This is a genomic window from Gammaproteobacteria bacterium, from assembly GCA_029880545.1.
GTDB lineage: Bacteria > Pseudomonadota > Gammaproteobacteria > Acidiferrobacterales > SZUA-150 > JAOUOD01.
Genome location: JAOUOD010000002.1, coordinates 242,618 through 262,797, shown reverse-complemented (window position 1 = coordinate 262,797; position 20,180 = coordinate 242,618). Strand labels below are relative to the sequence as shown.

Below are 20,180 nucleotides of genomic sequence, written 5' to 3'. Positions count from 1 at the left end.
ATCATGACCGACATTAACAAGCGTATCGAACAACTGGTGCGTCCCGAGATTCGGGCATTAAAAGCCTATGGTGTTGCCGATCCCGGCGACCTGATCAAGCTTGATGCCATGGAGAACCCGTATCCATGGCCGGAGGATCTCAAGCGCGCCTGGGCCGACAAGCTGGTGCAGACCGATATCAACCGTTACCCGGACCCGTCGGCGCAACAACTGCGACCGGGGCTGCGCCGGGAAATGGCCGTGCCCGACGAAGCAGAAATCCTGTTAGGCAACGGCTCTGATGAAATCATCCAGATGATCATGCTGGCCATGGCGCGACCGGGGGCGGTAGTCATGTCACCGGTTCCCGGATTTGTCATGTACGACATGACTGCGCGTTTTGTTGGCATGAAACATGTCGGCGTGCCGTTGCGGGCTGATGATTTCGCGCTTGATCTGCCTGCCATGCTCGCTGCCATTGAACAGCATGATCCGGCAGTCATATTCCTGGCGTATCCCAACAATCCCACCGGCAACCTGTTCGCCCGTGAACAGATGGAAGCCATAATCCGTGCAGCCAATGGCCTTGTTGTTATCGACGAAGCTTATTACGCGTTTGCCTCGGACTCATGGATGTCGCGATTGGCCGGTTATGACAATGTTGTGGTGATGCGCACTGTCTCCAAATTGGGTCTCGCCGGGTTGCGCCTGGGTCTGCTGGCCGGCGATGGCCGCTGGTTGCAGGAATTCGACAAGGTGCGCATGCCCTATAACGTGAACAGCCTGACCCAGACCGGTGCCGAGTTTGCCCTGGACAATGCCCGTTTTCTGCACGAGCAGACCGCTGCCATTGTTTCCGAGCGGCAGCGTGTTTTTGATGCACTGTCACACATGCCGGACATCCAGGCTTGGCCCAGCGAGGCCAACTTCATCCTGTTCCGCTCCCGCCACGCTGCCGGCGATGCGGTGCATGAGTCACTGAAACAGGCGGGTGTGCTGATCAAAAACCTGTCCCACGCCGACCCGCTGCTCGAGAATTGCTTGCGCACCACCATCGGCACACCTGAAGAAAACGATGTTTTCCTGAAAGCGATGGCTGAACTAAGCTAAACTGGCCGGAGAAACCCGTAAATCCCTTCTGAAAACAATAACTTGGTATTGCTGATGCCGGGCGACCCATTAACGCGTCGGAAATTTTCCCGGATGCGCTACAATTTATAACGAAAATAACTATTAGGGAGTGGTGTGGTGTCCAGTATCGCCAAGAGCGGATTGTTGCAGGTAGTCGCGGTATGTGTAGCAGGAATTCTTATCGCCGGTCTCCCCCTGGCGACGCTCGCCGATCAAGCGAAAGGGCTGGATGAGCAGGTGCGCAAGGCCAAGGAAGAAGTTCTAGATATCGGTACCGAGCTGCAAACACTTGAAGACAGGCTGCTGTACCCGGCCTATACCCAGATCGCAATCTATTTATCCCTGAAAGATGGCGGACCGTTTGACCTTGCTTCGCTGGCCATCAGTATCGATGGCAAGGAAGTGATACACCACAAGTATGCACCAATGGAGATCAGTGCACTTAAAAATGGCGGCGTTCAGCGACTCTATACCGGCAATATCAAGCTTCGTGAGCACAAGCTTGACCTGCACGTGGTCGGCAGGCTGTCCAATAACCAGACTGCGCAGCGCCGAATCAGTTATACCGTGGTAAAGGGCGTGCACCCGGCAATTATCGAGATTCGGCTGGCGAGCCTGGAACAGGAAAACGGTATCGAGTTTTTTGAGCGCTAGGCTGTGAGCAATCTGCGAAACACACTGGTGGTGTACCTGGGCATGCTTACAATCCTGCCGGCCGCTGCGGATACCCGCGTTCCGCCGGATTTGTATGTTGGCGAAGCCCTGTATCAATCATTTCTTGGCCATGATTTTGATGCATTGGTCAGGCTTGAATCGGGCCTGGGCCGGAATTTCTGGCTCGACCAGAACAAGCTTGGTGTTTTGCGGTATGAGGCCAATCGCCCTGATTTCACCGTGGGCAGTTTTTCTCTCAAGTACCGCTTGCATGAACGTGCAGCGGGTGCCATCAAGGTCGCTGAAGACGCCGGTCTTGATGGCGTGGATCGTGATTTTGCCCTGCATCAGCTGGGCCAGACCTTGTTGCGAAAAGACCAGCGTGCGCAAGCATTGGCTGTGGTTGACCGGATATCGGGCCGGTTGCCAGTTGCATCAAAGGCGGATATCACATTTCAAAAGGCGCTGGTCCTGATCATAAACGACAGGAACAAGGAAGCGATAACACTGCTTGAGCCATTGCTGGACAATGATCGTTACGCAGGTTTTGCTTCCTACAACCTGGGCGTGGCCTATGCAAGACTTGGCCTGGACGAAAAAAGCATTCGTTATCTCGAAAAGGTTGCTGATACAGGTTCTGATACAGAGGCATCACACTCCATTCGTGACAAGGCGGCACTGGCTCTTGGTTTCCGCCTGCTGGAACTGAATCGACCGGAGCAGGCCCGGGCCAGTCTCGTGCGCGTCAGGCTGGAAGGTCCTTTTTCCAACCGGGCTCTGCTCGGGCTGGGCTGGGCTGACGTTGCACTGAAGCGCTACGATCGCGCGATTGTTTCCTGGAACGAACTTGCCGGGCGCGTGCTCGCGGACATGGGTGTGCAGGAAGCGCTGCTTGGTATTGGCTACGCATATGGCAAGCTCGGATTGCATGGCAAGGCAGCACTCATGTATGAGAAGGCGATCAAGGCTTTTGACTCGGAGATGTCGCGCCTTGAAACATCACGCTCCAATATTCTGGCCGGTACTTTTTTCAGACACCTCATCAAAGAGCGGTTGAAGCAGGCCGGTACCTGGGCGATTCGTCTCGATTCCGTGGGCAATTCCCCAGAGAACCACTACCTGGCCAAGTTAATGGCGAACCATGACGCGCAGGAGGCATTCGGAAATCTTCTTGATCTTGAGGAGCTGAATGAGCGCCTGCAAACCTGGCGCCGGGATGTGGTGTATTACCAGGAGATGATTCGCGCCAGAAAAGATTATTACGATCGATTTCTGCCCGGGATTGACAAGGACTTTGAGCTACTGGCGGCGCGAATGTCCATGCAGTTTGCCAGTCGACACCGGATCTACGGCCAGTTGAGTTCGCTGAACGATCAGTCTGATCCGGGATTATTTGTCAGCGCCGTTGAACAAAAAGATATGGACAGAATCCGGTTGCTGCACGCGAATGCGGGCAGCGGAACCAGCGCGTCTGACTACCGGCGCCGGCTTGATCGCCTGTCCGGCCTGATACGCTGGCAGGTGCTGACCGACTATGACGCAAGGAGGCAGCTGGCCCAGCAAGGCTGGAACCAGCTGGATAGCGAGCTGGAAAGCCTGAAGTTGCGCCATCATGCTGTTGTCAGCGCCAGGCAGGTTTTGCTGGATACTTACGAAGGCTATGACGACCAGTTAAACGCGCTGGCTTCAAGAATCAGCAAGGCAATTCCGGCAACAGCGTTGCTGATCAGTCAACAGCGACAGCAGCTGACTGATATGGCAATAACCGAAATTGATCGGCGGATAAAACAACTCAAGGCTCACCAGGTCAAGGCACGCTTTGAACTGGCCAGGAGCTATGATCGCGCACGAGGTGGATAGTGGCAGGCAACTTATGAATGTTATTCGTGCTCTGCCGGTTCTTCTGATTGTCGCAATGGCTGGTTGTGTTTCAGCCGATCGTCGTCAAACGTTGGCCGGGCTTGATGATGTCAAGATTGAACTGAAAGATGAGAAGATCGAACACAGCACTGAAAAGGCTGTAGAAAATTACCAGCGATATCTCGAGCAGGATTCACACACGAAGATCGCACCGGAAGCCATACGACGGCTGGCCGATCTGAAAATTGAACAGGCCAGGGAATACCGGGAGCGCATGTTGCAGGCAGGTGACGCGCCGGTTCCGCAGGTCAAGGATTCAGCCGACCCAGCGCCAGCCATCAAGCGCGAATCAGGTGACGCATTCGAACGCCGCGTGACAGCTGTCAGCAGGAAAAAATTGTCAGCTGACTCCCTGCCCGAAAAATTGCCGGGTAATGTTGTTGTAGATCCGGGCAGAACCGGTGCGCTTGAAGCAATTGGTTTGTATAAAAGTGTATTGAAACGGTTCCCTGATTTTGAATACAACGACCGGGTGCTGTACCAGTTATCACGCGCCTATGAGGAACTCGGTAACACGGAAGAAGCGATCAGTATTTTGCATCAGATGGAAGCGCGCTTCCCCGGGTCAGCCTATATCGATGAAGCCAGGTTTCGGTTGGGTGAATATTACTTTGCCCGCAAACGGTATGACCAGGCAAACGCCGCATACCAGGCCATAATCGCCAGCGGACCGGCGTCTTCCTACTTTGAGCTTGCACTGGGCAAGGCGGGCTGGACCAGCTACCGGCAACAACGTTACCAGGCTGCATTGAAATTCTTTATCGCCTTGCTTGATCACGAGACCGGGAAAACCGGTAGTCGAGATTCCACGGTCACGTCGACCGACCCGGTGCGCATGGAAGATATCTACCGGGCCATCAGTCTCAGTTTTTCCAGTCTTGGTGGCGCTGAATCGGTTGCCGGGTATTTCAGGGAAAACGGTAACCGTAGTTACGAGGAAGGCATATACAGGCACCTTGCCGAGCACTACCTGGCTACACGTCGTTACAATGACGCGGCAGAAACCTACCGTGCGTTTATCAGACAGTACCCGTATCATCCCAAGTCACCTTATCTCCACCTTCGTATTGCCGATGTCTACAAGAAAGGCGGGTTCAGCGGTTATGTGCTGGAGGCGAGAAAACAGTTTGCTTTAGCTTATGGATTGTATTCGGAATACTGGAAGCATAATGACATTCGCGCGTACAACGATGTTGTCGGTCATCTGAAAAATACCTTGTCCGAGCTTGCCGGCCACTACCATGCCTTGTACCAGGACAAGCGTTTTGCAAAAAACCATTCGGAAAATCTTGAGCAGGCAATCATGTGGTATACGCAGTTCCTGTCATCGCTCCCTGATGATGCCATGGCTCCGGAGATGAATTATCGCCTCGCCGAGATGTTGCTCGGTGGCAAGCATTATGCGCAGGCAGGGGCGGAATTCGAGCGAACCGCCTACAGCTATGGTGTGCATGGCCGGGCCCGCGATGCCGGTTATGCCGCCGTGTCTGCATATCGCCAGGGTTACGAACAATTACCTGCTGCAGATCAGCCTGGCGCGCGGGAAAAGATTATCGCTGTTTCACTAAAGTTTGCCGACTCATTCCGGGGTTTCGACAAGGTGCCGATGATACTGGCCGCGGTAGCCGAAGATTATTTTCAGTCAGGAAACTACCCGATGGCCAACCAGGTAGCGCGACGATTGCTTGATGAGTATCCAAAGGCGGAAAAGGGAATGCGTCGTTCGGCCTGGCTCGTGATTGCCCATGCCGAGTTCGACAGCAAGAACCATGTCCTGGCGGAGCAGGCATACCGCAAGGCAGTGCGTCTTACCAATCCAAAAGACCCTGAGCGAGACAAGCTGATTAATAACCTGGCGGCCTCTATCTATCGTCAGGGTGAGCAGGCAGTGGCCGATGCTGATCCTGAGCGCGCCCTCGGACATTTTGCCCGCGTCGCAAAATCGGCGCCTGGTTCCGATATCCGCCCAACAGCAGACTTTGATGCAGCGTCAATCCTGATTCAGCTGCAACGCTGGCCGGAAGCAGCGCTGGCGCTGCAATCTTTCCGGAGCATGTTCGGTGGTCATAAGCTGGCCATTGATGCTACATCAAGACTCGCCGTGGTATTCCGGGAGATGAAGCAATTTGACCGGGCCGCTGTCGAGTTTGAACGGCTTGCAACCGGCCCGAGTGACGAATCAACAAGGCGTGAAGCGCTGATTACGGCTGCCGAGATGTACCAGGCTGCCGAAAACTACCCGGCGTCTCACGTATCTTATAGCCGGTATATCGCGTTGTTCCCTGATCCCCTGGAGCCGGTACTGGAAGCCCGGTTTCGTATCGCCGGTCTTTATCAACTGCAGGGCAAGCACGATGCCTACCTTGCCGATCTGAAGAAGTTTATCGAAACCGAGGCCGGGGCCGGGGAGAAGCGAACCGAGAGAACCCGTTACCTGGCGGCGAGTGCCCAGCTTGTTTTCATTGAGCCGGAATATGAAAAGTTTGTTGCCATGCGCCTGGCACAGCCATTCAGGAAGATGCTGCAACTCAAGAAGAACCAGATGGTCCACACGGTCGAACTGTGTAACCGTTTGCTCGACTACCGGGTGGCCGAGTTTACCGCCGCGGCGACCTATTATATTGGCGATATGTACTACCGGCTGGCGCGTGCCATGGCCGAATCGGAACGACCAGGCAGGCTGAGCAAGATTGAGGCAGAGGAATACGAGCTCGCCCTGGAGGACCAGGTATACCAGGTTGAAGAGAAAGCTATTGCCGTGCACGCAAAAAACCGGGAACTCCTGGCTCTCGGTGTTCTTAGTCCCTGGCTGCAGAAAAGCATGGATCGGCTGGCTGAAATGATGCCGGCGCGCTACGCGCGCACGGAGTCGGAAACCGGCTACATGCAATCCATGGAGGTGTTCGAGTATCACTTCAGCCCCGTCGGCGAGACAGCTGCGGCCGGGCAGCCCCGGGCAGCCGATGCTAATGACAGTGGTGCCGGGTCGCCAGGGCCGCAGGCAGGCAAGTAACCGCAGCTTTAGGCAATTGCTGTCAACAGGGCAGGCACAGATGTGCGTGAGTTTACCGGGATATTTGGTAAACTCGGGGCAGACATTTCAAGGAATCCTGTTCACATGAGCCGCACCGCTTCAATTACGCGCAATACCAACGAAACCCGGATTACGGTCAGTATTGACCTGGATGGGTCCGGCAAGGCTGTGCTGGATACCGGCGTGCCGTTTCTCGAGCACATGCTGGACCAGGTGGCGCGTCATGGCCTGGTGGATCTGGAAATCAAGGCCGAGGGTGATACCCATATTGATGATCATCACACGGTCGAGGACATTGGCATTACCCTTGGCCAGGCGATGGCCAAGGCCATTGGCGACAAGAAGGGTATTCGCCGCTATGGCCACGCCTATGTACCGCTAGATGAGGCATTGAGCCGGGTGGTGATCGATTTTTCCGGTCGCCCTGGGCTCGAATACCAGGTCGACTACCCGCGCTCGCACGTGGGTGAGTTCGATATTGACCTGCTGGGAGAGTTCTTCCAGGGGTTCTGTAATCACGCGTTAACGACGCTGCACATCGACTGCATCCGTGGTCGGAATGCACACCATATTGCCGAGACCATTTTCAAGGCGTTTGGTCGTGCCCTGCGCATGGCGGTAGAAGCTGATCCGCGCATGGGCGATGTGATCCCGTCTACCAAGGGAAGCCTCTAGAGGGCGACCCCTGGTTCTTGTTTCAGTGGTGAGTATATGAATTGTGACGGAGTAATCCGGTGAGCACCGTTGTTGTTGTCGATTATGGCATGGGAAACCTGCGCTCGGTGGTCAAGGCGCTGGAGCACGTAGCAACCAAATCGAGCGTTCTGCTCAGTCATGACCCGGATGTTGTTGCGAAAGCAGACCACGTGGTATTCCCGGGGCAGGGCGCCATTGCCGGATGTATCAGTGCGCTGGACGCATCGGGTCTGCGCCAGGCCCTGCTTGAGGCGATCACCAGCAAGCCATTTCTTGGAATTTGCCTGGGTCTGCAGGCGCTGTACAACTTCAGCGAGGAAGGCGGCGGCGTCGACTGCCTGGCAGTGTTTCCCGGTCAAACCCGGCGCTTCCCGGAGAATATGAAAGACGCCGATGGTCAGCTGCTGAAAATTCCGCACATGGGCTGGAACCAGGTTCGGCAGACGCGCAATCATCCGCTGTGGCAGGGTATTGCCCAGGATGCGCGATTTTATTTTGTGCACAGTTATTATGTTGAGTCGGCAGACCCGGCGATCGTGGCTGGAACCACCGACTTTGGTTTGACCTTTACCTCGGCAGCGGGGCGTGACAATGTGTTTGCAGCGCAGTTTCACCCGGAAAAGAGTCAACACGCCGGGCTGAAGTTGCTTGAGAATTTCGTCCGCTGGGACGGGCAGGAGTAGTGGGAAGATGCTGGTAATCCCTGCAATTGATCTGAAAGACGGGAAATGCGTACGCCTGCGCCAGGGGCGCATGGACGATGACACGGTTTTCTCTGATGACCCGGTAGCCATGGCCGGCAAGTGGAAGGCTGCCGGCGCACGGCGCCTGCACCTGGTTGATCTTAACGGCGCCTTTGATGGTAAGCCGGTTAATGGTGATGTTATTACCGCCATTGCCAAAACCTACCCGCATTTGCCGATCCAGATAGGTGGCGGCATTCGCGACCTTGAAACCATCCAGGCGTATCTTGATGCCGGTGTGCAGTTCGTGATTCTTGGTACCAAGGCAGTCAAGGAACCGGAGTTTGTCGCCGAGGCATGCAGCAAGTTTCCTGGCCATGTCATTGTCGGGCTGGACGCCAGGGATGGTGACGTAGCAATTGAAGGCTGGGCCAAGTTGACCGGCCAGAATGTTATCGAGATGGCCAAGCGATTTGAAAATGATGGCGTCAGCGCCATTGTCTACACCGATATTGGTCGTGATGGCATGATGACCGGCGTGAATGTCGAGGCGACGGTGAAGCTTGCGCAAGCCATATCCGTCCCGGTCGTAGCATCCGGCGGCATCACCAACATTGATGACATCAAGGCGTTGTGTGCGGTGGAATCGGAAGGCATTACCGCGGCCATTACCGGCCGCGCTATTTACGAGGGTACGCTGGATTTTACCGAGGCACAGAAACTTGCCGATGAGCTGGGTGGCTGATCATGGGACTGGCCAAGCGAATTATTCCCTGTCTTGACGTTGATAACGGTCGCGTTGTCAAAGGCGTGAAGTTTGTCGACATTCGCGATGCCGGCGACCCGGTGGAAGTGGCGCGCCGCTATGACGAGCAGGGTGCCGATGAGATCACGTTCCTGGATATCACCGCCAGTTCTGATGATCGTGAGACCATGGTGCACGTGGTCGAAGAAATGGCCAGCCAGGTATTTATTCCGCTTACAGTCGGCGGCGGTATACGCAAGCTGGAAGATGTGCGCACCATGCTTAATGCCGGGGCGGACAAGGTGGCCATTAATACTGCTGCCGTATTCAACCCGGAATTCGTCAAGGAAGCGGCCGATCATTTTGGCTCGCAGTGCATTGTTGTCGCCATCGACGCCAAGTCAGTGGGCGACGACAGGTGGGAAATCTTTACCCATGGCGGTCGCAAACCTACCGGTATTGACGCGATCGAGTGGGCACGAAAAATGGCTGAATACGGTGCCGGTGAAATCCTGCTGACGAGCATGGATCGAGACGGCACGAAAGACGGTTTTGATCTTGGTTTGACCCGTGCCGTGTGTGATGCCGTGCCGATCCCGGTCATCGCTTCGGGCGGTGTCGGCAACTTGCAGCACCTGGCTGACGGCGTGACCCGTGGGCATGCGGACGCGGTGCTGGCAGCCAGTATTTTTCATTTTGGCGAGTACACGGTTGGTGAGGCCAAGGCTTTCATGGCGCAGCAGGGTATCGAGATGAGGACATCAGTTTGAGCGAGGCCTGGCTGGACGAGATCAGGTGGACGGCTGACGGGCTGGTGCCCGCCATTGCCCAGGAGACCGGGTCGGGGAAAATCCTGATGGTCGCCTGGATGAACCGGGAGGCCTTGAGACTGACGGTGGCGGAAGGCAAGGCCATTTACTGGTCGCGTTCACGGCAGAAGCTGTGGCGCAAGGGCGAGGAATCCGGTCATGAACAGCGCCTGGTTTCGCTGCGCCTGGATTGCGATAACGACGTCATTATGATGGAAGTGGAACAAAAGGGCGGCATTGCCTGTCATACCGGAAGACACAGTTGTTTTTTTCGTGAATATCGTGATGGCCAGTGGCATGAAGTTGAGCCGGTTCTGAAGTCAGCCGATGAAATTTACGGCAGCAAGTAACAGGCGGTGCATGTGAGTGATACTTTGAAACAATTGGCCGAAGTGCTGGAAGCCCGGAAGCATGCCGATGCCGACAGCTCTTACGTGGCCCGGTTGTATGCCAAGGGCCTGGATGCGATTTTGAAAAAAATCGGTGAAGAAGCCACAGAAACCGTGATGGCGGCCAAAGACGGCAATAAAGACAAGATTGTCTACGAGGTGGCGGATTTGTGGTTTCATACCCTGGTGTTGCTTGCGCAGCAGGGGCTGAAACCGGATGATGTGTTACGGGAGTTGGATCGCCGTTTTGGCGTGTCCGGCCTGGAGGAGAAGGCCTCTCGGGGCCGGTAATTACATTACTATACTATTATGACTGGCGGTAACGTAACCGCAAAGAGGACGAGAATATGGGTATTAGTATCTGGCAATTATTGATTCTGCTGGCCGTGGTGGTCCTGGTATTCGGTACCCGGAAACTGCGTAATGTTGGTGGCGATCTCGGTGGCGCCATCAAGAGTTTCAAGCAGGCTGTGAAGGAAGAGTCAGACAGCAAAACGCAAGTGGAAGACAAGTCCAGTCGCGTTATTGATGGAGAGTCTTCACCTGCTGAAAACAAAGACAATTCCAAAGTCTGACAAGACGATCGCCGGGCCGGAGTTATGTTTGATATCGGTTTCTGGGAGCTGGTGCTGATCTCTGTATTGGCGCTGATTGTTCTTGGACCCAAACGCCTGCCTGAAGCCGCACGCTTTGCCGGCAAGTGGGTGGCGCGAATCCGGAATTTTATCGCCTCGGTCAAGGATGATTTTGATGAACAGCTCAAATCCGAGGAGTTGGCCGAACTACGAAAACTCAAGGAAGAATTAACCCGGGCGCGAGATAACCTGAACCAGTCTTCCGCCGAGATTGCCCAGACCCTGAACCAGCCTGTATCACCGGAACCGGACTACCTTATCGATGCCATCGAAGGAAAGACTGCGAATAGCGAAGAGCCTGTCAAAACCGAGGCCGTCGGCCAGGTCGGCGAAGACGCTTCCGATACAAAGCATCCCAAAGACCGATGACTGACAATCAACCTGATTACGAAGCGGAAGGCAGTTTCTTTTCGCACCTGCTCGAGTTGCGTAACCGCTTGCTGTATGCGTTGGCAGGCGTGTTTGCGATATTTTTGCCATTGATAGTTTATTCCCAGGAGTTGTACAACATTCTGGCCCAGCCGCTGCTGAGTGTTTTGCCCAAGGGCGCCAGCATGATCGCAACAGAAGTGGCGTCACCGTTTCTGACTCCACTCCGGTTGGCGTTTATTGTATCCCTTGTTGCTTCCATACCCTGGATTCTTTACCAGGCATGGGCATTTGTCGCGCCCGGCCTGTACCGCCATGAACGGCGCCTGGTTATACCGTTGCTGGCCTCCAGTACGCTGCTGTTCTATGGTGGTATGGCATTTGCCTACTTTGTTGTGTTCCCGCTGGTGTTCGAATTTTTCACCAAGGTGGCGCCGGAAGGCGTGCAGATCATGACCGACATCAAGGCGTATCTTGATTTTGTCTTTGCAATGTTTATCGCCTTTGGCATTGCTTTTGAATTACCGGTCGCGATCCTGCTTTTGACCTATGCCGGGGTTATCGAGCCGGAATCCCTTGCCGACAAGCGCCCCTACGTCCTGATAGGCGTGTTTGCGGTCGCGATGCTGTTGACGCCACCGGATGTGATTTCCCAAACCCTGCTGGCCATTCCGATGATGTTGTTGTTTGAAGTGGGCCTGTTCTTTGCGCGAAGGATTGGCAAGCGCAAACCCGACGATGATTCAGAAAGCCTGGATCTTGAAAACGAGATCCGGAAATTCGATGAAGAGATTGATGAAAAATAGTTGAGGTCTTGCCCTGGAATAAAAAAGCCCCGGAAGATTCCGGGGCTTTTGTTTGGCTTCAGATGGATTGATCTTATCGGCGGCTAGGCTTAACAGATACAACATTCAGGTTGCCACGTCCTTCGATACGAGTACCGTCTTTAAGGGTTGCACGTAGAACGCCTTCCTCACTGTACTTGTTGAAGTCTGTATCACGTGTGCGGAAGTGGCACATGACATCCGGGAATCCATCGCGGTTAACATCGACGGTCTTGCTGTGACAATTCTCCAGGCTGTTTTCGTCACCGGTATTGCCAAAGGTTACCGAACCGGTATTCACTGACGTGGCATCAAATGATTCGGATGAAAGAATGGCAACAGGAATCTTGCCGTTGCTCTTTGGGTTGATCGGGCTACGGCCGGAGCGATGGTCATTCTTCACGGAGATGTTGACGTGTTGCATTCCTGCAGGCACTGACACGCCGGTGACCACCAGTTCATAATCGCCGGCATCCATATCGCCGGATTCCATTGTGTAGCCGTTGGTCACTTCCTGGAAACAACGACCCCAGTTGCTGACACCGATGGTGTAAGTACCGGATGCAGGGAATACTACATTCTTGAGCAGTGAATCCCAGAGATCTGCGTTGGTGTTTTCGTCATCGTTGATAGCAACTCTTAACTCGTTGTTGTCATCAATGTAGCGGAGTACCCGTCCCTCGGGTGTTATTACCGCGATGCAGGTATCCACCGGTTCACCCGCACCGTATCCATTTTCTATGTCTATGGTGACGACGTCGTTGGCTTCTACATTGATACTGAAAAAGTCTACATCTTTGGCCATGGCAGGACTGTTGCCCATGTATGCGGGGCTTACCCTCATGTTTGAATCGGGTGCAAGTGGTTGCGCGGTGCCGGGTGTGTCATTGGTTTCGCGTTCTGTAACCGTGCCTGCGAAAACCGGGGATACAGAAACCAGGCTGGTACTGACCAGGATGCTTGCGATGCTAAACTTTCTCATAAAAAATACTCCAGGGTGCATAGTGAATTTATTCTTGTGCCTGAGATTTGTAACACTGGACAGTCCGCATTCAGCGTGGTTTTCCTTGTGAGTCAGGCATGAATCCATGACATTAAAAATAGACATAACTAGATTATGTTCAACTTGTCAGCGATTCGTGAATCAACTCGTTCCAGAGTGTCAGGTAATACAGAAAAGATGTGTGTGTTCGGATAAGCTGTTGATTGCAAGAATGATTGTTGGTGTTGTTCCGGAGTTAATAAACAAAGACCCTATGAACCACAGTGTAAACACCTGTCATACTCCCGGATAAATGGCTCGGCTACCTGATCAACGGTGTATCCTGTGCCCGGTAAACTGGTGTTAGTTTGATTGCCAGAACGATGCGTCACAACACTGCCCAATCTATAAGGGCAATGTTGCGATCGTGCAATTTGCTCATCGGCGTTACTTGTTGTCAGGTCTTTCAGTGGGCCGTTCAATGACCGTTGCTTCGATTGGCTGCTTCTTCCCGTCACGAATAATGTCGAGCTTGATGCGGGTTCCGGGCCGATGCCTTGAGATGGCCAGCAAGGTTTCGTGAGCACCCACTACCGGTTTGCCGTCAACGGCGATAATGACGTCGCCCGGTTCAATGCCCGCTTTGTGTGCGGGACCGTTTCGCAGAACGCCAACCACGACAATGCCTTCGGTTTTTTCCAGGTCCAGCGCCCTGGCAATTTCATCAGTGACCGGGTCGCCTTCGACACCGAGCCAACCGCGTACCGGTCGTCCGTGTTTGATGATATCGGCCAGCACTTCCTGGCTGAGCGCGACGGGGATGGCGAAGCCGATGCCTTGTGATCCACCGGATTTGGAGAAAATGGCGGTATTGATGCCGATCAGGTTACCACGAGCATCAATCAGCGCGCCGCCGGAGTTTCCGGGATTGATGGCGGCATCGGTCTGGATGAAGTTTTCAAACCTGTTAATTCCCAGCTTGTTACGGCCGGTGGCGCTGACTATGCCCAGGGTGACAGTCTGGCCAACGCCAAACGGGTTGCCTATGGCCAGTACTACGTCACCCACGCGCAATTTGCCGGAGTCGCCCACCTGGATACTTGGCAGCTTGTCCAGCTCGATTTTCAGAACAGCGAGGTCGGTTTCCGGGTCGCTACCTACCAGCTTGGCCTTGGCGGTGCGCCCGTCGCGCAAGGACACCTGGATGGTATCGGCACCCTGGATGACGTGATTATTGGTCACTATGTAGCCCTTGGAACTGAGCAGAACGCCTGAACCAAGGCTGGTCTGTAGCTGTTGTCTGGGCTTGCCAATAAGGTTGTCCAGGTCGCGCCCGAAAAAGCGGCGAAATATCGGGTCGTCGAAGAATGAGTGTTGGCGAACCGTGACCACCTTGGCGGTATTGATGTTGACCACTGCCGGAGATGCGCGATCCACCGCGTCGGAGTAGGACACGGGCCCGCTGACGTCACGACCTGCGGGCAGGGTTGGCGATGCTGTTTGTGCTGGCGTCTGCGCCTGTTGATCGGGTCCGGTCAGGTGCCGTTCCAGCACCAACTTGGGCCAGATCGTGATAATTACGAATGAAAATGCGAGGCCGAGAATAACGGCCCGCATCAGAAAAGCGAGTGATTGGCGCCAAGGCATAGGAATTCCAGCTCCGATAAACAACCTGAATATGAACAGCTAATTGTAGCGGTGATAACCCGTGGAAGGCTATGATGGGTTTTGAAGAATTTGGGCGGATTTTTCCAAGAATTGGCCGGATTTAGCCCGATATTCACTTGACTGTGACCGGTTGATGTATGATCCTATGCCGCGCTGCTGTCAGTATATTAGTAATTGCTAATATACAATTTCAGTTTAGTGTTTTGTTTATATTTTTTCCCTAAAAATCAGTGACCTAACTCAATTCAGGGGGGTTCATGAGTGACGAAGGAATGAACCGCACTCGCCGACAGCTCGTGGCTTTGACCTCAGCAGTGGGCGCAGTAGGTGCCGGATTCGCCGCCGTGCCATTCATCCAGAGCTGGACGCCAAGTGAGCGTGCCCGTGCTGCTGGCGCACCGGTAGAAGTTGATATCAGTAAATTGGAACCCGGTCAGATGATGACTGTTGAGTGGCGTAGCAAGCCTGTGTGGATTTTGCGCCGTACCCCGGAAATGCTGGCTGGGCTGGAAAAGCTCAATGCCACGGTTACTGATCCCGATTCCACGAATGCCGACCAGCCGGGATATGTTGCCGGTGTCGAGCGTTCCATTAAATCCGAGTACCTGGTGCTGGTTGGTATCTGTACCCACCTGGGATGCTCGCCACAGACTCCGATCAAGGCCGGTGCTGTTGCCGCGTTTGCGTTGGGCGATGACTGGCCGGGTGGCTTCTTCTGCCCATGCCATGGTTCCAAGTTTGATTTGTCCGGTCGCGTCTACAAGAACGTTCCGGCACCAACCAACTTGCCTGTTCCGCCACACAAATACCTGTCTGATACCCGCCTGCTGATTGGCGTGGATCAGGATAGCGACAAGGCTTAAGGGGGTCAGGATGGACAAGATTATCGATATTATGGGTCAGGGCCTGAAGTGGGTGGATGATCGCTACCCCGTAATGAAGGTCTGGAACGAACACCTGGCCAAGTATTACGCACCGAAGAATTTCAATTTCTGGTATTACTTCGGCTCACTGGCAATGCTGGTTCTGGTTATCCAGATCGTCAGCGGCATCTTTCTGACCATGCACTACAAGCCGGATACGGCGCTGGCTTTTGCTTCGGTTGAGTACATCATGCGTGACGTACCCTGGGGCTGGCTGATGCGTTACCTGCATTCTACCGGTGCGTCTTTCTTCTTTATTGTCGTTTACCTGCATATGTTCCGTGGCCTGATGTATGGATCCTACCGTGGCCCGCGGGAATTGCTGTGGTTGATCGGTGTTGTCATCCTGCTGGCATTGATGGCGGAAGCCTTCATGGGTTACCTGTTGCCGTGGGGCAATATGTCACTGTGGGGCGCGCAGGTAATCATTTCCCTGTTTGGCGCCATTCCGGTTATCGGCGACATGCTGACAGAATTCATTCGTGGCGATTTTGTCGTTGGTGACGCTACGCTGAACCGATTCTTTGCGCTGCATGTTGTTGCTGTACCGCTGGCCCTGGCTGGACTGGTTTTTGTACATATTGTTGCGCTGCATAAAGTCGGTTCCAACAATCCTGATGGCATCGAAATCAAGAAGAACAAGGGCTCTGATGGTATTCCTGTGGATGGTATTCCGTTCCACCCGTATTACACGGTGAAGGATATCGTCGGTGTTGCCGGATTCCTTATTCTGTATTTTGCCGTGGTATTTTTCGTGCCCGAGTTTGGCGGCTGGTTCCTTGAGGCCGACAATTTTACGCCGGCGGACCTGTTGAAGACACCGGCGCATATCGTGCCGTTGTGGTACTTCACACCGTACTACTCATTGCTCCGTGCCTGCACCGACATGTTCGTGGTCTACGGCCTTGTACCGCTGACCATCATCATGACCCTGATGGTGCTCAAGGCAAACCAGAATACGATGGTGCGTGCGGCTACTGTTGGCCTGGCCGCAGTATTGATGCTGGGGTACTTCACTCTCGAAGCCAAGTTCTGGGGTGTGGTGTTGATGGGTATGGGTATTGTGCTGTTTGCTTTCCTGCCGTGGCTGGATCGTTCACCGGTCAAGTCCATTCGTTACAAGGGCTGGATGTTCAAGCTGGCGCTGGCCATATTCGTCGTCGTGTTTATCATTCTGGGTTACCTCGGAACGCAGCCGGCTGCCGGTCCTGCGGTACTGGCTGCACAGATATGCACCATACTGTACCTGTTGTTCTTCCTGTTGATGCCCTGGTACACCACCTGGGACAAGACCAAGCCAGAACCGGAAAGGGTGACAAAATGAAAAAGTTGGTAATTGTACTTGTTCTGAGTCTGTTTTCCGGCCTGGCGGTCGCCGGTGGTGGTGATGTCAAGCTGGATTCAGCCAATATCGACCTGGGTGACAGAGCCTCGTTGCAGCGCGGCGCCCGGATTTTCATGAACTACTGCATGTCATGTCACAGTGCTTCCTTCATGCGTTACAACCGCATGGCACGGGACCTGGGTCTGACCGAAGAGCAGGTCAAGGACAACCTGATGTTCGCCAGTGACAAGGTTGGTGAATTGATGACAGCATCGATTACGCCGGCTGTTGCCAAGGCGGCATTCAACACGGTTCCGCCCGACCTGTCTCTGACCGGCCGTTCACGCGGCGCAGACTGGATTTATAGCTACATGCGCAGTTTTTACCGTGATACCGGTGCTGTCAGTGGCTGGAATAACAGCGTGTTTGACAAGGTGGCCATGCCGCATGTGCTGTACGAATTGCAGGGCGAGCAGCGCGCGGTCAAGAACGAGGCGGGCCATATCACCGGTTTTGAGCTGGCCAAGGCCGGCAGTATGACTGAAAAAGAGTATGATTCAGCCATGCGCGACCTGACGAATTTCATGGTCTACCTGGCCGAACCGGCAAAGCTGGTGCGCTATCGCATCGGCGCCTATGTTATGATCTTTATGTTTGTATTCTTCTTCGTTGCCTACATGCTGAAGAAGGAATACTGGAGAGATATCCACTAGGCCGGTCGCGTCACTTGCATAAAGTGATTCCGGAATAGTGGGTGCGAAAGGGGGCATTGCCCCCTTTCGGCGTTATTTATGGTTTTTAAGGAGTCAGCCCAATGGCATCGCCTGCTAATCGCAAACCCATCATGACCCTTTTTTCAGGCTCTGATCCTCATAGTCACCGCACGCGTATTGTGCTGTTTGAAAAGGAGGTGGAGTTCCAGGTTGTTGAGGTGGACGAGCAGAAGAAGCCGCGTGAACTGTCAGATCACAACCCGTACAACGAAGTGCCGACCATGATAGATCGTGACCTGGTGTTGTACAGCTCACCGATAATCAATGAGTACCTGGATGAAAGGTTGCCTCACCCGCCGCTGATGCCGGTAGACCCGGTGTCGCGTGCCAAGGCGCGCCTGATGCTTTACCGGTTTGATCGTGACTGGTATTCGCTGACCCCGATTATAGAAGGCGATGACAAGAAGCTGGCGTCAAAAGCTGCCAATACCATTCGAGACGGCCTGACAGTCATATCCCCGGTATTCAAGGAGCGCCCGTTTATCCTGGGCGAGGAGTTCTCGCTGGTAGACTGCGCTCTGGCACCCATCTTGTGGCGCCTGGATAAATACGGTATCAGCATGCCGCGCCAGGCCAGGCCGGTACTGGAATATGCCGAGCGCCTGTTTGCGCGTAAATCATTCAGAAAAAGTCTCCTGGATACCGAAAGGGAGATGCGCCAGGCCTGATATTGTGCGAGCGACCCGGGTGTTGCCGATGTCGTAACAAATATCGCCAGGCATTCAAATATCCAACCAGCTGTTGGTCAGAGGTGATGTCATGTCAAAGTTGATCACACCCTACTATATCCGCGCGATACATCAATGGGCGGTGGACAATGGCCTGACGCCCCACGTACTCGTGGACGTCAGGCAGGAGGGCGTCCGCGTGCCTGCAGGTTATGATTCCGATGGCGAGATTGTGTTGAATGTCCACCCCCAGGCTGTGGCCGATCTTGACCTTGGTGACGACTGGCTGTTTTTTCACGCTCGATTCTCGGGAAAATCCTGCGCCATAGAAATTCCTGTTACTGCCGTGCGCGCGATATTCGCCAGGGAAAATGGCGAGGGTATGAGTTTCACTATCGCCGAGCCCGTTGAATCCGGCAAAGCCAGCACAGAAATCCCTGGAAGGCCACCGGGCGGAGACAATGGTCCGGGCAAACCACCCAGCTTGCGTGTGATCAAGTAGGTTGCAGCCGGATTGCCAGGCGCCTAACCATGGCTGGCAATGTTTCCCGCTTACGCGGAGGCAGGCAATGATCAAGATTGTTTGCGCAGATATCACGACGCTTGATGTCGACACTATCGTCAACGCCGCCAACAAAAGCCTGTTGGGCGGTGGCGGTGTTGATGGCGCCATCCACGCGGCTGCAGGACCGGAGCTGGCGGAATACTGTCGTACACTTGATGGTTGCGAGACCGGGCAGGCCAAACTGTCACCCGGCTTCAGGCTGCAGCCTCGCCGGGTGGTTCATACGGTCGGACCCGTGTGGCAGGGTGGACAACACGGAGAAGCAGGCCAGCTGGAACAATGTTACCGAAACAGCATGGAGTTGGCGCTGGCCAATGATTGCCGTTCAATTGCGTTTCCGGCAATCAGCACAGGTGTTTTTGGTTACCCAAAGCAAGAAGCCGCAGTTATCGCGCTCCGACAGATGACCCGCTATGTGTCGAGGTTTGATCGTATCATCGCTTGTTGTTTTACTTCAGCAGATGCCGATCTCTACAGGCGCGTGTTGACCGAGCTTGAAGATGCCGAGCGAGGAACCCGGAACAGCGGTCCGTAAAAATAAAAAAGCCCCGCATTGCGGGGCTTTTTTGTGCCGAGGAGGCACTTACCAGCGAAATCCGACTTTCAGGGTCGACGAAGTCACGTCGCCGGTCTTGTCCCAGTCGAGAACAATATTCAGCAAGGTGAAGTTCATGTTCACGCCAACGTTGGCACGGCTCAAGGTGAATTCCTCTTCAACCAGGCCCGCGCCGCCGGATGTTACCGGATCAGCTGCGATACCGTCAGGGGTGCTGGTAACACGCACTGCGCCGGCGGAAGCATACGGGGTCAGGAATGCAAAGCCCTTTGAAATCGCCAGTTCGGCGCCAGTGGTCTGCATTTCCAGTTCGTCAATGCCGGACAGCTTGCTGTAGGTGAGGCGTACGCCTACCGCGGGGATGGCAACGCCACCTTCTACCAGGGCGTAGCGCAATTCGGCGCCGGTGATGTCAATGTTCGAGTTGGATGATCCAGTGTAAAAGGCGCCAATATCGATACCGAAAGGCAGTCCCTTGTGTACATGAATGCGTGGCATGATGACGCTGGACAGTTCATCGCCTGAAGATACCGCTGCAACCCATTCGGCTGAATTGGCCAGGCGGGAACTGGTGAGTTCCAGGCCCAGGTCAAATCCGGTTACGCCAAGATCTTCGGCTGGTGAAACTGATCGGTAGGCGATGGTGCCGCCAAGATCTTCCGACAGGGCCAGGAACGCAGCCTGGGGATCAGCAAGCGTGCCGAGTGCTGCGATGGCGTCGATGTCAGTAGCCGCCTGGCTGGGTGCGGTGGCGGTAAAACTGGCGGCCGCGGCCAGCATCAGCGCAGCTTTCTTGATTCGTGTCACTGTGTGTCTCCTTCAAATACGTGTTTGGGTGCAAATATTGTACTAA

Annotated in this window: 22 protein-coding genes; 19 read left to right on the top strand and 3 right to left on the bottom strand. The window is 54.4% G+C overall.

Annotated elements, in window-relative coordinates; translation table 11 throughout:
- Positions 1-3: 3 nt before the first annotated feature.
- From hisC to tatC, 13 genes are all read left to right on the top strand, one after another.
- A complete protein-coding gene (hisC, locus tag OEZ10_03295; protein ID MDH5631998.1) occupies positions 4-1,089 on the top strand; it encodes a histidinol-phosphate transaminase in 1,086 nt (361 codons plus the stop codon).
- 138 nt (positions 1,090-1,227) lie between these two features.
- Positions 1,228-1,764: a hypothetical protein gene (locus OEZ10_03290; GenBank protein MDH5631997.1), complete on the top strand. Its 537-nt coding sequence runs from the start codon at positions 1,228-1,230 to the stop codon at positions 1,762-1,764.
- 3 nt (positions 1,765-1,767) lie between these two features.
- Complete coding sequence (locus OEZ10_03285) at positions 1,768-3,624, top strand: hypothetical protein (protein ID MDH5631996.1); 1,857 nt, start codon at positions 1,768-1,770, stop codon at positions 3,622-3,624.
- Complete coding sequence (locus OEZ10_03280) at positions 3,602-6,697, top strand: tetratricopeptide repeat protein (GenBank protein ID MDH5631995.1); 3,096 nt, start codon at positions 3,602-3,604, stop codon at positions 6,695-6,697. Before OEZ10_03285 ends, OEZ10_03280 begins: the two co-directional genes overlap by 23 nt.
- 105 nt (positions 6,698-6,802) lie before the next feature.
- The gene (hisB, locus tag OEZ10_03275; protein MDH5631994.1) at positions 6,803-7,393 is read left to right on the top strand and encodes an imidazoleglycerol-phosphate dehydratase HisB; all 591 of its coding nucleotides are present in this window, start codon (positions 6,803-6,805) and stop codon (positions 7,391-7,393) included.
- A 59-nt stretch (positions 7,394-7,452) separates the two neighbouring features.
- A complete protein-coding gene (hisH, locus tag OEZ10_03270) occupies positions 7,453-8,097 on the top strand; it encodes an imidazole glycerol phosphate synthase subunit HisH (GenBank protein MDH5631993.1) in 645 nt (214 codons plus the stop codon).
- A gap of 7 nt (positions 8,098-8,104) precedes the next feature.
- Positions 8,105-8,842, top strand: coding sequence for a 1-(5-phosphoribosyl)-5-[(5-phosphoribosylamino)methylideneamino]imidazole-4-carboxamide isomerase (gene hisA / locus OEZ10_03265; protein MDH5631992.1), 738 nt, complete (start codon positions 8,105-8,107; stop codon positions 8,840-8,842).
- Between the two features lie 2 nt (positions 8,843-8,844).
- On the top strand, positions 8,845-9,612 hold the full coding sequence (hisF, locus tag OEZ10_03260; protein ID MDH5631991.1) for an imidazole glycerol phosphate synthase subunit HisF: 768 nt from the start codon (positions 8,845-8,847) through the stop codon (positions 9,610-9,612).
- Positions 9,609-10,001 (top strand): phosphoribosyl-AMP cyclohydrolase, encoded by a 393-nt coding sequence (hisI, locus tag OEZ10_03255; GenBank protein MDH5631990.1) that lies wholly within the window; start codon positions 9,609-9,611, stop codon positions 9,999-10,001. Before hisF ends, hisI begins: the two co-directional genes overlap by 4 nt.
- A 12-nt stretch (positions 10,002-10,013) precedes the next feature.
- Positions 10,014-10,331: a phosphoribosyl-ATP diphosphatase gene (locus OEZ10_03250; protein MDH5631989.1), complete on the top strand. Its 318-nt coding sequence runs from the start codon at positions 10,014-10,016 to the stop codon at positions 10,329-10,331.
- Between the two features lie 56 nt (positions 10,332-10,387).
- Positions 10,388-10,615: a Sec-independent protein translocase subunit TatA gene (gene tatA, locus OEZ10_03245; protein ID MDH5631988.1), complete on the top strand. Its 228-nt coding sequence runs from the start codon at positions 10,388-10,390 to the stop codon at positions 10,613-10,615.
- A gap of 24 nt (positions 10,616-10,639) precedes the next feature.
- On the top strand, positions 10,640-11,044 hold the full coding sequence (tatB, locus tag OEZ10_03240) for a Sec-independent protein translocase protein TatB (GenBank protein ID MDH5631987.1): 405 nt from the start codon (positions 10,640-10,642) through the stop codon (positions 11,042-11,044).
- Positions 11,041-11,850 (top strand): twin-arginine translocase subunit TatC, encoded by an 810-nt coding sequence (gene tatC / locus OEZ10_03235; protein ID MDH5631986.1) that lies wholly within the window; start codon positions 11,041-11,043, stop codon positions 11,848-11,850. The genes tatB and tatC overlap by 4 nt, the downstream gene beginning before the upstream one ends.
- A gap of 73 nt (positions 11,851-11,923) precedes the next feature.
- Here the strand turns inward: tatC and OEZ10_03230 are convergent, their stop codons facing one another.
- Both OEZ10_03230 and OEZ10_03225 read right to left on the bottom strand, forming a co-directional pair.
- Entirely contained in the window at positions 11,924-12,850 is a 927-nt protein-coding gene (locus tag OEZ10_03230) for a pre-peptidase C-terminal domain-containing protein (protein ID MDH5631985.1), read from the bottom strand.
- Between the two features lie 447 nt (positions 12,851-13,297).
- The gene (locus OEZ10_03225; GenBank protein ID MDH5631984.1) at positions 13,298-14,497 is read right to left on the bottom strand and encodes a Do family serine endopeptidase; all 1,200 of its coding nucleotides are present in this window, start codon (positions 14,495-14,497) and stop codon (positions 13,298-13,300) included.
- A 278-nt stretch (positions 14,498-14,775) separates the two neighbouring features.
- Between OEZ10_03225 and petA the strand changes: the two genes are divergently transcribed.
- From petA to OEZ10_03195, 6 genes are all read left to right on the top strand, one after another.
- Positions 14,776-15,381, top strand: a complete 606-nt coding sequence (gene petA / locus OEZ10_03220; GenBank protein MDH5631983.1) for a ubiquinol-cytochrome c reductase iron-sulfur subunit — start codon at positions 14,776-14,778, stop codon at positions 15,379-15,381.
- Positions 15,382-15,391: 10 nt separating this feature from the next.
- Positions 15,392-16,765, top strand: coding sequence for a cytochrome b N-terminal domain-containing protein (locus tag OEZ10_03215; GenBank protein MDH5631982.1), 1,374 nt, complete (start codon positions 15,392-15,394; stop codon positions 16,763-16,765).
- Positions 16,762-17,478 (top strand): cytochrome c1, encoded by a 717-nt coding sequence (locus OEZ10_03210; GenBank protein ID MDH5631981.1) that lies wholly within the window; start codon positions 16,762-16,764, stop codon positions 17,476-17,478. Before OEZ10_03215 ends, OEZ10_03210 begins: the two co-directional genes overlap by 4 nt.
- A 101-nt stretch (positions 17,479-17,579) precedes the next feature.
- Positions 17,580-18,206 carry a glutathione S-transferase N-terminal domain-containing protein gene (locus OEZ10_03205; protein MDH5631980.1) on the top strand — a complete coding sequence of 209 codons (627 nt, stop codon included), beginning with the start codon at positions 17,580-17,582 and terminating at the stop codon, positions 18,204-18,206.
- 91 nt (positions 18,207-18,297) lie between these two features.
- The gene (locus tag OEZ10_03200) at positions 18,298-18,708 is read left to right on the top strand and encodes a ClpXP protease specificity-enhancing factor (protein ID MDH5631979.1); all 411 of its coding nucleotides are present in this window, start codon (positions 18,298-18,300) and stop codon (positions 18,706-18,708) included.
- A gap of 67 nt (positions 18,709-18,775) precedes the next feature.
- The gene (locus OEZ10_03195; GenBank protein MDH5631978.1) at positions 18,776-19,306 is read left to right on the top strand and encodes an O-acetyl-ADP-ribose deacetylase; all 531 of its coding nucleotides are present in this window, start codon (positions 18,776-18,778) and stop codon (positions 19,304-19,306) included.
- Between the two features lie 48 nt (positions 19,307-19,354).
- Here OEZ10_03195 and OEZ10_03190 read toward each other — a convergent pair whose 3' ends face one another.
- Entirely contained in the window at positions 19,355-20,134 is a 780-nt protein-coding gene (locus OEZ10_03190; GenBank protein ID MDH5631977.1) for a hypothetical protein, read from the bottom strand.
- Between the last annotated feature and the right edge of the window lie 46 nt (positions 20,135-20,180).

Excerpts from the sequence above, each read along its gene's own strand:
- hisC (MDH5631998.1), top strand. The coding sequence starts at position 4 with ATGACCGACATTAACAAGCGTATCGAACAACTGGTGCGTCCCGAGATT.
- OEZ10_03230 (MDH5631985.1), bottom strand. The coding sequence starts at position 12,850 with ATGAGAAAGTTTAGCATCGCAAGCATCCTGGTCAGTACCAGCCTGGTT.
- hisF (MDH5631991.1), top strand. The coding sequence starts at position 8,845 with ATGGGACTGGCCAAGCGAATTATTCCCTGTCTTGACGTTGATAACGGT.
- tatA (MDH5631988.1), top strand. The coding sequence starts at position 10,388 with ATGGGTATTAGTATCTGGCAATTATTGATTCTGCTGGCCGTGGTGGTC.
- OEZ10_03215 (MDH5631982.1), top strand. The coding sequence starts at position 15,392 with ATGGACAAGATTATCGATATTATGGGTCAGGGCCTGAAGTGGGTGGAT.
- OEZ10_03195 (MDH5631978.1), top strand. The coding sequence starts at position 18,776 with ATGATCAAGATTGTTTGCGCAGATATCACGACGCTTGATGTCGACACT.
- hisB (MDH5631994.1), top strand. The coding sequence starts at position 6,803 with ATGAGCCGCACCGCTTCAATTACGCGCAATACCAACGAAACCCGGATT.
- tatC (MDH5631986.1), top strand. The coding sequence starts at position 11,041 with ATGACTGACAATCAACCTGATTACGAAGCGGAAGGCAGTTTCTTTTCG.
- petA (MDH5631983.1), top strand. The coding sequence starts at position 14,776 with ATGAGTGACGAAGGAATGAACCGCACTCGCCGACAGCTCGTGGCTTTG.
- OEZ10_03280 (MDH5631995.1), top strand. The coding sequence starts at position 3,602 with ATGATCGCGCACGAGGTGGATAGTGGCAGGCAACTTATGAATGTTATT.
- OEZ10_03205 (MDH5631980.1), top strand. The coding sequence starts at position 17,580 with ATGGCATCGCCTGCTAATCGCAAACCCATCATGACCCTTTTTTCAGGC.
- tatB (MDH5631987.1), top strand. The coding sequence starts at position 10,640 with ATGTTTGATATCGGTTTCTGGGAGCTGGTGCTGATCTCTGTATTGGCG.
- OEZ10_03225 (MDH5631984.1), bottom strand. The coding sequence starts at position 14,497 with ATGCCTTGGCGCCAATCACTCGCTTTTCTGATGCGGGCCGTTATTCTC.
- OEZ10_03210 (MDH5631981.1), top strand. The coding sequence starts at position 16,762 with ATGAAAAAGTTGGTAATTGTACTTGTTCTGAGTCTGTTTTCCGGCCTG.
- OEZ10_03200 (MDH5631979.1), top strand. The coding sequence starts at position 18,298 with ATGTCAAAGTTGATCACACCCTACTATATCCGCGCGATACATCAATGG.
- hisA (MDH5631992.1), top strand. The coding sequence starts at position 8,105 with ATGCTGGTAATCCCTGCAATTGATCTGAAAGACGGGAAATGCGTACGC.